General features: G+C 50.8%; 10 protein-coding genes and 1 other RNA gene (1 of these 11 running past the window's edge). All 11 read right to left on the bottom strand.

Features of this window, described 5'->3' with window-relative positions:
* Positions 1–189: RNase P RNA component class A (gene rnpB / locus QVO97_RS07285), an RNA gene on the bottom strand (it extends 186 nt beyond the left edge of the window).
* 44 nt (positions 190–233) lie between these two features.
* On the bottom strand, positions 234–1,886 hold the full coding sequence (locus QVO97_RS07280) for a nucleoside kinase (RefSeq protein WP_022359698.1): 1,653 nt from the start codon (positions 1,884–1,886) through the stop codon (positions 234–236).
* Between the two features lie 12 nt (positions 1,887–1,898).
* The gene (locus QVO97_RS12755) at positions 1,899–2,303 is read right to left on the bottom strand and encodes a Nif3-like dinuclear metal center hexameric protein (protein ID WP_369678396.1); all 405 of its coding nucleotides are present in this window, start codon (positions 2,301–2,303) and stop codon (positions 1,899–1,901) included.
* A complete protein-coding gene (locus QVO97_RS12750) occupies positions 2,252–2,722 on the bottom strand; it encodes a Nif3-like dinuclear metal center hexameric protein (RefSeq protein ID WP_022359696.1) in 471 nt (156 codons plus the stop codon). The genes QVO97_RS12755 and QVO97_RS12750 overlap by 52 nt, the downstream gene beginning before the upstream one ends.
* Entirely contained in the window at positions 2,709–3,476 is a 768-nt protein-coding gene (locus tag QVO97_RS07270; protein ID WP_022359695.1) for a tRNA (adenine(22)-N(1))-methyltransferase, read from the bottom strand. Before QVO97_RS07270 ends, QVO97_RS12750 begins: the two co-directional genes overlap by 14 nt.
* A gap of 43 nt (positions 3,477–3,519) precedes the next feature.
* Positions 3,520–4,635 carry an RNA polymerase sigma factor RpoD gene (gene rpoD, locus QVO97_RS07265; protein ID WP_022359694.1) on the bottom strand — a complete coding sequence of 372 codons (1,116 nt, stop codon included), beginning with the start codon at positions 4,633–4,635 and terminating at the stop codon, positions 3,520–3,522.
* A 204-nt stretch (positions 4,636–4,839) separates the two neighbouring features.
* Positions 4,840–6,693, bottom strand: coding sequence for a DNA primase (gene dnaG / locus QVO97_RS07260; RefSeq protein ID WP_022359693.1), 1,854 nt, complete (start codon positions 6,691–6,693; stop codon positions 4,840–4,842).
* Positions 6,694–6,703: 10 nt separating this feature from the next.
* A complete protein-coding gene (locus QVO97_RS07255; protein ID WP_022359692.1) occupies positions 6,704–7,711 on the bottom strand; it encodes a deoxyguanosinetriphosphate triphosphohydrolase in 1,008 nt (335 codons plus the stop codon).
* Between the two features lie 324 nt (positions 7,712–8,035).
* Positions 8,036–9,718, bottom strand: a complete 1,683-nt coding sequence (locus QVO97_RS07250; protein ID WP_022359691.1) for a carbon starvation CstA family protein — start codon at positions 9,716–9,718, stop codon at positions 8,036–8,038.
* Positions 9,719–9,976: 258 nt separating this feature from the next.
* Positions 9,977–10,225 (bottom strand): S8 family serine peptidase, encoded by a 249-nt coding sequence (locus tag QVO97_RS12745; protein WP_369678397.1) that lies wholly within the window; start codon positions 10,223–10,225, stop codon positions 9,977–9,979.
* Positions 10,226–10,230: 5 nt separating this feature from the next.
* Entirely contained in the window at positions 10,231–11,751 is a 1,521-nt protein-coding gene (locus QVO97_RS07245; RefSeq protein WP_369678395.1) for a S8 family peptidase, read from the bottom strand.
* Positions 11,752–11,870 lie beyond the last annotated feature (119 nt).

Here is an 11,870-nt window from a genome sequence, read left to right as displayed (position 1 = left end):
TTACCAGCCGGGCGGTAGTCTCTTACACTGCCCTTCCACCCTTACCCGGTAAACCGGGCGGTACATTTCTGTTGCACTATCCTTGGAGTCGCCTCCACCAGACGTTATCTGGCATCCTGCCCTGTGAAGCCCGGACTTTCCTCACCTGCAGCCTTTCGGTTCTGCAGCCGCGACCATCTGTCTTACTCAAAACATTCTAACTTTACCATATTTTCAGGCATTTGTCCAGTCAATCATACTTTAAAACAGCTTCCACCGATAAATTCGCGCACAATCGAATTGTGCGGCACCTGTTCGCTGCTGACACCCAGAAAATAATCGAGAAATTTGAGCAGCCGCTTCGCCTCGTTATACTCCGCTGAATCACGCGGAACACTATATAAGATCGGCTCCGCATACTGTTTGAGCACCGAAAGCTCATACAAAAACGCAGAGTTGAACATCGCATCCGCCTCTTCCTGATACGGGAAAATATTCCGCTCCTCGCCCCGGCGTACGGAATCCCACATCCGGATCGTGTCCTGTGCCGACGCACCGCGCGTTCTCGCATCGCGGACCATCCGCCGGATCAGACGTCCGTCCGTCGTCGGAACTCGGTTGTGATCGTCGATATTTAACTGGGTCAGCGCACTGATATAGATCTTAAATTTCTTATCACGCGGCAGTGAATACGACAAATCATCATTCAGGCAGTGGATTCCCTCGATGACCAGAATATCCTCCGCCCCAAGCTGCAAGAAATCGCCCTTATATTCGCGCTCGCCCTTGACAAAGTTGTAAACCGGCAGTTCCACGCGTTTTCCCGCCAAAAGTTCTTCCATATCTTCATTAAACTGTTTCACATCGATGCAGTTTAATGCCTCATAATCGTAATTTCCATTTTCATCCCGCGGGCTGTCCACACGGTTGACAAAATAATTGTCCACCGCGATCGGATGCGGTTTCATTCCCAGCGCGCCGAGCTGAATCGACAGACGGTGTGAAAAGGTCGTTTTTCCCGAAGAGGACGGTCCTGCAATCATGATCAGTTTGCGTCCGCTCTCATAAATCTGCTCCGCAATATCTCCGATCTTCTTTTCCTGCAGCGCCTCCTGCATCAGGATCAGGTCGTTCATGCGCCCCCGCGCGATCGTATCGTTGAGTGTCCCCACGTCAAACACACCGAGCTTGTGACCGAGCTTTTCCGCCTCCTGCTGGACATCAAACAGTTTTTTCTGCGGATGGAACGGCTGAATCGCCTTCGGCTGCTTCTTGTTCGGCAGACGCAGGATAAATCCTTCCTCGTACATCTGTAAATCAAAATATTTGAGATACCGGGTGCTCATGACCATATATCCGTAGAAATAGTCGTCATAATCGCCAAGCCGGTAAACATTGACCCGCGACGCCCTCCGGTAATTGAACAAACGCGCCTTGTCATACATGCCCTGCTCCTGGAAATGATCCATCGCCTCATCCGTATTTTCACTCCGTTTCTGCAGCGGCAGATCCTGCTCAGACAGGCGCTTCATCTCCTCTTTCACACGGTCTAACAGCTCCTGGCTGAGTGTTACCCCGCCTTCCACCTCCACATACAGACCATTTTCAACCGAAAAGCAGACCGTGATATTCTTCACATTTTCCCTGCCTGCCACATCCTGAAAGGCTTTCATCATCAGAAAGACGGCACTTCTCTGATATGCCAGATAGCCAGCCGTATCTGCCGCTGTGATAAATTCCATCTGGCAGTCCTTCTGCAGTGTTTTATGCAGCTCCCGCAGCCGTCCATTTACCGAGACCAGAAGAATATCATTCTCGTAATTCTTCTGATATTCCTCCGCAATCTCCGCGTAGGCGGTTCCCTGCGGATATGTTTTTATCTCACTCCCAATCCGTACCTCCGGCATGTAATCCCCTCCCTAAACAATCTGGATTGGAAACGCCGGTTTCTCCCGCACAACCTTCACGGCATCCCCCAGCTTCCTCATCAGATATTTCTCCATAAATTCTGTAAAAATGTGTTCAATTCCATAATGTCCGGCGTCAATGACCGCCATGCCCTGTGCAACCGCGTCGATTCCTTCATGGTGGCTGATATCTCCTGTGATATAAACCTGCGCCCCGGCTGCCAGTGCCTCTCCCATCGTGCTTCCTCCTGCGCCCGGGCAGACCGCCGCTTTCTGAATCACTGCCTCACCGTCCAGCTCACCGAAGACTGCCGCATACGGCAGACCAAATGCCTCCTTGACCTGCTCGGCAGCTGCCCGCAGCGTCATCGGCTGTTCGAATCGTCCATTGCATGCTGTTCGAATCGTCCAGTGCATCCGATTCCGTAGGAAGTGCCGTCTCCGGTCTCTCCCATTTTCTCTAAAACTTCACAATCCGTCAGTCCCAGCTTCTTTGCCGCCAGATCTGCCATGCAGCCCGGCGCTGCGTCGAAATTCGTGTGCATCGCATAGTAGGAAATATCATCCTGAATCATCCGCAGGACTCTTCTGCCGATGAAATTCTGATCAGACACCTGCTTGATTCCTTTGAAAATAAGCGGATGGTGCGTCAAAATCATATCCGCCCCCGCCTGCTCTGCCTGCTCAATCACAGAATCGGTGGCGTCCACCGCCAGAAAGATCGTCTTCACTTCCTTCCCGCTGCGCCCCGCTAAAAGCCCCGGATTGTCCCAGTCACATGCCATGCTGCGCGGCGAAAGTGTTTCCAGGATCTTGATAATCTCACTGCATTTCATGTCTCGTCTCCTCTATCAGCGCCAGATAGGCGGTCAGTTCGTTGATGCGCGCTGCTCGGCGGCTGATCGCCGTCTCTCCCGCTTCACTGGCTTCTAAAGTTTCCTTCTTGTTCTGGGCATCATTTTCTGTCAGCCCTGCCAGCACCTGCCGCGTCATCTTCTCTTCTTTCTCCAGATACGCAAGCAGCACCGGATCTTTCTTCCGGATCAAATCGGCTCCAAAACGGTAATCCTGCTCTCTCCCCGGCCGCATCGTGCCTCGCGCCGCTTCTATCACTATGTAATATTTTCCCTCGTCCGTCAGCATCGCTTCCCGGAGAATCGAAAATCCCTGTTCTTCCAGAAAATGACGCACTTCGTCCTGCTCCGACTGCGGCGACAGAATCAGGCGTTCTTTTCCCTCGCTCCAATTCTCCCACACATGGCGTCCCTGTTCCAGAATCCGGCAGGTCAGTTTTCCGCCCATTCCTGCGATCACAACTGTGTCTGCCTCGCCTGCCTTCAATTTTGCCAGTCCGTCTGACAGGCGCAGTTCAATTTTCCCAGAAAGCCCCATCTCTTCCACGTGTTCTTCCGCCCGCTCCAGTGGGCCTTTCCGCACATCCATCGCCAATGCCGACGGGCACACGCCCTTCTGCACCAGCCAGATCGGCACATAACCGTGATCGGTGCCGATATCTGCTACCCGGCTGCCCGGCTGTACAAAAGAAGCGATCCGTTCCAGACGCTTCGAGAGTTTTACTTCTGTCCGCATGATTTATTCTCCTGTGTTCTACTTTTTATTTCTTCTTTCCAGATCATTCATCCAGATAATCCTTCAATTTTTTGCTCCGGCTCGGATGGCGCAGCTTCCGCAGCGCTTTCGCCTCGATCTGGCGGATCCGCTCGCGGGTGACATTGAACTGCCGTCCTACCTCTTCGAGCGTGCGCGGTCTGCCGTCGTCCAGGCCAAAGCGCAGACGCAGCACCTTCTGCTCCCGCTCGGTCAGCGTATCGAGCACTTCCATGAGCTGTTCATGCAGCAATGTATAGGTTGCCGCATCGACCGGAACCTGCACATGATCGTCCTGAATGAAATCGCCCAGATGACTGTCTTCCTCCTCGCCGATCGGTGTCTCCAAGGAAACCGGATCCTGTGAAATCTTCATGATCTCCCGCACACGCTCAACCGGCATCTCCATCTTTTCCGCGATCTCCTCCGGGGTAGGTTCCCGTCCAAGTTCCTGTAAAAGCTGTCTGGAAGTCCGGATCAGACGGTTGATCGTCTCCACCATGTGAACCGGAATCCGGATCGTCCGCGCCTGATCCGCGATCGCGCGCGTGATCGCCTGACGGATCCACCAGGTTGCATAGGTGCTGAACTTAAATCCTTTTGAATAATCATATTTTTCAACCGCCTTGATAAGACCCAGATTTCCTTCCTGAATCAGGTCAAGGAACTGCATACCTCTGCCGACATAGCGCTTCGCAATGCTGACAACCAGGCGCAGATTCGCCTCCGCCAGACGTTTTCTGGCATTTTCATCTCCCAGCTCCATCCGCTTCGCCAGTTCAATCTCCTCTTCCGGGGAAAGCAGCGGCACTTTTCCGATCTCTTTCAGATACATCCGGACTGGATCATCGAGGCTGACGCCATCCGGGATGCTGAGATCCAGGTTGTCCACGTCGATCGGCTCCTCCTCCTCGCCGTCTTCAAAAAGTTCTGGCTCCATGTCCTCATCGTCATCCATCCGGAGAACGTCTACATGATGATTTTCCAGAAAATCATAGATCTGATCGAGCTGTTCCGGGCTCAGTATCTCACCATGGAAATAATTCAATATTTCTTTATTGTCCAGTACATTTTTCTTTGTTTTTGCCAATTCCAGAAGCTGTGTGAGTTTTTCTTCAAATGTAACTTTTTTCTCTTCCATAGTTCGTCCTTCCTTCCATCCTCAGAACCTGCCCGACCATTTCCAATTTTGTTACTGAACACGCATACGTGTCCAGTAACGGAATTTGCCGTGGCTTCGCATTTAAATACGGCAAATTCCTGCTGCCACCACGTTTTCTTACGGCACTTTCGGTTCCAAAAGTGCCTACCCGTGTACAGTAACCCAATTTTTCCCAATCCGCAATCACTCCAACGTAATTACGAGCGAAGACAATCCCGCCTGTTCCCGTATGAGCCGCTGCAGCTCATTCAAATCCGACGCCCGCCGGATCTGATCGTCGAGGCTGTTCTTCTTGATCCGGCGCACCGTCTCCGCAAATGCCTTTTTCTGCTCCTCATTGTTTAAGGATTCTTCCAGACTTGCATTGAAAAGCGCCGCGACTTCTTTATAATTGCCCTCGTCGTCGATAAAGCGGTTCAAAATCGCCGCCGGATTGACATTTCCAGCTTCCAGACCCTCAAATACAGCTTTTGCCGCTTCTTTATAAAGTGGTTTTACAAAATCCTCCGGTCCGATGATGTCCTTGATCCGGGCATACAGCGATGGTTCTTCAATCAGCCATGTAAGAAGCAGGCGTTCTGAACGGCGGATGCCCTCGTCTTTCTCCTTCTTCCTGCCCACCGGTCTCACTGCCGATCCCGCATTTCCCGGAAACTCTGCATTTCCAGCACCGCGGTTTTCCGCCACTGCCCCGGCACTGCCGACGCTTCCNCCGGCACTGCCGACGCTTCCGCCTACCTCCCCGACGCCATACCGGCTTCCGAGCTGGTTGACCAGCCGCCTCAGATCTTCATAATTGATAAAGTATTCCCGCGAAACCGCCTGTATATAATTATCCCGCTCCAGCGCCTCGCCAAATTCAAGCAGCTTGCGCGCCGTCTGATTGTAAAATGCCGTCTTCTGCTCCGGATCTTCCATATCAAAGCCGGCTTTCAGCACATCGATCTCATAGAGAAAGCTGTTTCTAGCCGTCTCGATCCGCTTTTCAAACTCCTCTGCTCCCAGGTTTTTCATAAATTCATCTGGATCCTTATACGGACGCATATTCAATACCTTGGTTGAAATTCCTGCCCGCTTGAGGATCGGAATCGCCCGCAGCGCCGCTTTGACGCCCGCGCCATCGCTGTCGTAGGTCAGAATGACCTGATCCGTATACCGCTTCAGAAGCGCCGCATGCTGCTCGGTCAGCGCCGTTCCCAGCGATGCGACCGCGTTCGTATAACCTGCCTGGTGCATGGAAATCACATCCATGTAGCCCTCGCAGAGCATCATATATTTCTTTCTCGAAGTACGCGCGTAATTAAGTCCGTATAGATTCCGGCTTTTGTCAAACAGCATCGTCTCCGGTGAGTTTAAGTATTTCGGTTCCCCGTCCCCGAGGACACGTCCGCCAAACCCGATCACCCGGCTGTTGACATCCATGATCGGAAACATGACACGGTTCCAGAACTTGTCCCTGGCGCCGCGCTCCTCGATCGTCACCAGCCCCGTATCCTTTAAAAGCTCGTCCTCATATCCCTTGCTTTTCAGATACCGGTACAGATCGTCGCTGATTTTATTGGAAAATCCCAGTCCGAACCGCCGGATCGTCTCATCCGTCAGCTTCCGCTTTACCAGATAATCATATCCTATCTTTCCCTGCGGCTGCTTGAGCTGATAATAAAAATAATTGGCTGCCAGCTTATTGATCTCCAGAAGCGCCGCCTTGCGGTCCGCCTTCGCCTTTGCCTCTTTAGAATATTCCATCTTCGGCAGTTTCACGCCTGAACGGTCCGCCAGCATCTCAACCGCCTCGCGGAATGAATAATTTTCATATTCCATCACAAACGTAATCACATTGCCGCTGACACCGCAGCCAAAGCAGTGGTACATCTGTTTGGACGGCGACACCGAAAAGGATGGCGATTTCTCATGATGAAACGGGCAGAGTCCAAACAGGTTGCTTCCCTTCTTCTGCAGCTTCACGTATCCGGAAATCACATCCACAATGTCGCTACGCATTCTGACTTCCTCGATTACCTCTTCCGGATAATACATTTCTTCCTCCTTATACGCTCCAGGCTTTCGGAATAAACAATTCCTTAAACCGGTCAATCGCGTAAATATCTGTCATACCCGCGATATAATCGCATACCGCGCGCTCTTTCGTCTCATTTCTCATCTCCATAATCCGGTGGGATTCTTCCGGAAGTTCCTCCGGATGCGCCATATAATATCCATACAGCATCTCGATCATCTGCTGTGCGCGCCCTTCCTCCGCTTTCGCAATCCCGTCATGGTAAACATGGTCAAACATCCAGCGGCGCAGCCCGTGCATCGCCTCCTCGCGTTCCGGTGACATCGCCACCTCCGGCTTGTCCTGGCTGTGCTCGATGATGTCGTGGATCATGATATTCAGCCGCTCATGCACACTGTTTCCCAGAATGTCCGTGTACTCCCGCGGCAAATCCTCTTCCTTCATGATCTTTCCCCGGATCGCATCATCTATATCATGGTTTATGTAGGCAATTTTATCTGAAAGCCGCACAACATTCCCTTCCAGCGTCGCCGGATGACCGCTCGTCCGGTGGTTCAGGATCCCATTGCGAACCTCCCAGGTCAGGTTCAGCCCCTGCCCCTTCTGCTCCAGCACCTCCACAATGCGGACACTCTGCTGATAATGCGCGAACCCCTCGCTGCAGAGCCGGTTGAGCACCGCCTCCCCCGAATGACCAAACGGCGTATGTCCCAGATCGTGCCCCAGCGCGATCGCCTCCGCCAGAGACTCATTCAGCCGCAGCGCTTTCGCGATCGTGCGCGCTATCTGCGATACTTCCAGCGTGTGCGTCAGGCGCGTCCGGTAATGGTCGCCCTCCGGCGCCAGAAAAACCTGCGTTTTCTGTTTCAGACGCCGGAACGATTTGCTGTGCAGAATACGGTCGCGATCGCGCTGATACTCTGGCCGGATGTCGCAGAGCGGTTCTTTCCGCTCCCGTCCCCGTGTATTCGCACTCAGCGACGCATACGGACTCAGGGTTTCCTGTTCCCATTTTTCGATCGTTTCTCTGATATTCATCCAGATCCCACCTTTATTCAGAATAATTTACGGAATAAATTCGAAAGTTCGCCCATTATCTTATAATAATATCATATTTTTGTAATTTGGGACAGAGGTTTTCCATGGATTTTTGATCTTTTTCTATTTTCTTTTTTTATTTTATGTGGAAAGAAGGGGAATTATGACTACTTATTTCCATCTATTGAACAAAGGGGCTTAGAATGAAAAAGAGAAGACATCTGTTCTTTTGAATACAGACATCCTCTCTTTACTATCATACATACAAAACGTAACGGCTGTCCCTGATGGACCTCATCTACATTTTATTTTCACTTATTATTTTTACTTATCCGCTTTTTCAAGCAGTTTCTTGATACCCTGAATTGCTACTAATACACCCAGGATTAACAGCAGCACTGCAAATACAAGCTGCAGTGTATTTCCCAGATCCAGACCGGTCGTCATAAATGCGTTTGTGAGCTTTATGATGGTCATGCTCAGTGCAGTAAAGGTAACTGCCATCATGAACAGCATCGGCACCCAGAGCATCCAGCCCTGACGCTTGGTTTTCTTTAAGAATACTGCACAAGCTACAAGAGCAAGTACCGATAACAGCTGGTTTGCAGAACCGAATAACGGCCAGATCTCTGCATAGCCGACCTTGGTAAGCAGGTACGCGAGTACCAGTGTGATGATGGTTGCAAAATATTTATTGGTTACTACTTTTACAAACGGGCTCATATTTTCCTCGTCTGTGTCCGAATCCATGAAAAATTCCTGGAACGACAGACGTCCTACCCGGGCAACCGAATCCAGGGAAGTCAGTGCAAATGCAGATACCGCCAGGTTGATTAATGTAAATACAAGCGAATGCGGCAGACCAACTACGGAAAGAAAGTTTGCGATCGCGCCTGCAAAAATCTGCGGCTGGGTGGTAAGTCCCTGTGCTGCTGCCTCGCCATCTGCAAAGGAAGCAACTGCAATCAGTGCGATGATAGCAAGCATACTCTCCATCAGCATTGCGCCAAACGAAACTGGAAGCATGTTCTTTTCATTTTTGATCTGTTTAGATGCAGTACCGGAAGATACCAGAGAATGGAAACCGGAAACTGCGCCACAGGCAATCGTTACAAATAAAATCGGGAACATATACTGTCCATTTACATTAAAGCTTGTAAACGGTTTCAAATTACATGCCGGATTGGCCACAAATACACCGATAACTGCACCGACGATCATAAAGATCAGCAGATAGCTGTTCAGATAATCACGCGGCTGAAGCAGCGCCCATACCGGAGCGACACTGGCAATCAGAATGTACACAAAGATAATAATATGCCAGGTTCCAAGATCGACATAGACCGGGAAATTCAGTCCCAGCGCGATCGCTGCCACCAGTAATAAGATAGCGACGGCTGTGTTGATCCATTTGTTGAATTTGGTATATTTGAGGAAATATCCAAGTGCAACTGCCTCGATGATAAATAACATAGAAGTAGTTGCAACGGCTCCATTTGCCGCTATCTTTGTGACAGCACCTGCCTCATCGACCGTAAATCCCTTAAATGTTCCCGCTACAACGTCTGCAAACGCTGCGACAACCAGAATACAGAACAGCCAGCAGAATAAAAGAAATAATTTCTTTCCTAATTTTCCAATGTACTCTTCGATGATGTATCCGATTGTACGACCCTTATTTTTGACAGACGCATACATGGATGCAAAATCCTGAACGGCGCCGAAAAATACGCCGCCGATTAAAATCCAAAGCAGGACCGGAAGCCAGCCAAAAATTGCCGCCTGGATCGGACCATTGATCGGACCCGCACCGGCGATCGACGCGAACTGATGACCAAACACAACGTTTGTATCAGCCGGTACATAATCGACACCGTCCTCCATCTCATATGCCGGAGTTTTGGCATTTGGATCGATGCCCCACTTATTCTGGAGATAACGCCCGTACAGGAGGTATGCTCCTCCCAGAACAACGATGGCGATTATCATCATCATTACTCCACTCATAGTTAAACCTCTTTCCTTTGTTTATTTATAAAAAAACGCCTCTGCTATCCAGTCGGATAACAAAGGCGGATTTTCTATCCAAACAGTTTTCCTGCTCCATCCAGTAACTCTCTGTATTCCCGTTCTTTTATTGCCATACTCATTGCATTTTATACCATATAAATTATACTCTTTTGAGCAGAAAATTCAATTAACACTTTAAATATAATTTACAATTTCATTTATTGTTTTTTGTGCACCTTGCACTTTCTATTGTTTTTACAACGGAAAACTACGCTCCAGACACAATGCCCCATACCCCACCCGCTCATTCGGATATACCGCCTCCCCCGGCAGACTCCGCGCCCCGCGGATGAGATATGCTTTCAGCTTCTCCCCATACAGATAGGGATCGTTCCCATTTACAATCCCCCACTGCATCATCAGCGCCGCTGATCCGGTCACAAATGGAGCTGCAAAGGAAGTTCCTGTCACTGCCTCATATCCGCCGCCTGCGCGGGCGGTGATGATATTTACACCAGGTGCCGCCAGCTCCGGTTTGNNGCCAGCTCCGGTTTGATCGGATGCCCCAATCTTGCAAATCCACGACCGGAAAAATCTGCATATGCCTGCGTGGCGTCATCGTACGCACCCACCGAGATTGCCCGGCTGGCGGTCGATGGGATTGTCAGCGTCGTGTCCGGCGATGCCGCCAAAAAACGTGTTTCCCTGTTCAGTGCCATGCCTGCTGGCAGCCACAGATCATACTGACCATCCCGTATTTCTTCTGGAATCAGACGGATTTTCCAGAGCCCGTCCTGAATGTAGCTTCCTTTTGGAATCAAATCCAGATAAATCTCCTGCGCCTGACTGTATGGACTCGGCATCCCATAATATAGAAGAATCTCTTCCGTCTCATAGGAAAGCCGCTGTGCTCCCAATGATTCCCGGATCACCCCGGTGCTGCTGCCGCCCGGGCTGAAAATTTCTACTGAAAACCGGTCCTGATACAATTTCCATAGCTGCACACCGAAGCCCGTCTGATATTCCCCCACTGCAAGCTCTATCTCCACTGGACGTCCCATCTGCAGAAATCCCGCCCGGTGTCCCATGCTGTATCCTTCATTTCCGGTTCCCACGATGATGGAAGTCCGCCCCCGCTCTGCCATCGAATTTAGATACGTCTCCAGCAGGCTGGTTCCGTCATGAGAACCGTAGGTATTTCCAAAGCTCAGATTCACCGCCACCGGCATCCGCCATTCCTGTGCGATTCCCACCACATAGTCCAACGCCCGCATCAGCTCTGTTGTTCTGGGAAATGAATCCGCAAGCGGCGTTCCAAGCTTCACGACCAGAAGTTCACTCTCCCAGGCTACTCCCCGGTAGTGTCCGCCGCCCTCCCAGCCATTTCCGGCTGCAATCGCCGCAACTGCCGTCCCGTGCCCGCTCACATCCCGCGACTGGACGATCTCGTAAGCGCGTTCCCGGCTGCCCGCCTCCAATGCCCGGTTGAGCTCCTCCCGCGTATAAATCCGGTTCTGCTCCTGATCCCAGAGTGCGGCGATGCGCGTCGTTCCATCTGCGTTTCGAAAGTCCGGATGGAAATAATCGATTCCGGAGTCGATGATGGCAGTCAATGTGCCGCGACCACTTAAATCAGCATCTCTGCCATACACGTTTTGAGAGACTTGATTTCCGCTCTGCACCGGCGCAATACAGGCATCACGAATCGCCCGGTTCACCTCAAAATAAAGACGCTTCGGCTTTTCTATATACTCAACCTGTGATAATCCTGCCAGATCATTCACCTGCGATTCAGGGAGCCGCACAATCGCGTAGCCGCCGGAAAGTGGATAAATCTCCGCCTGCGGCAGCTGTTCCTGCAACTTTTCCACAGTTCCATTATATTGAATGATTAATTCCCAGCGTTTCGTATTCTGGTCGTATCCCATCTGAAGTGCCGGGGACTTTTCCCGTTCCGCTTCTGTCGCATCTAAAGATAAGTTTAAAAGGTTTTCTTTTTTCTGGCTCTTGCCATTCACTAATTCACTCATTTTACAGTTTATGCTCATATGGCAAATCCCAGCATCATATTCTATCTATTTTTTTAACAAAACAAAACCCGGCACATCTCTGTACCGGGCTATCGATCATGCAGAAGAAGGGACTTGAA

Origin of the sequence: Clostridium sp. CAG:43 (assembly GCF_000434655.1) — a bacterium.
In the GTDB taxonomy this organism is placed as follows: Bacteria; Bacillota; Clostridia; order Lachnospirales; family Lachnospiraceae; genus Otoolea; species Otoolea fessa.
This window is presented reverse-complemented; position numbering and strand designations above follow the sequence as displayed.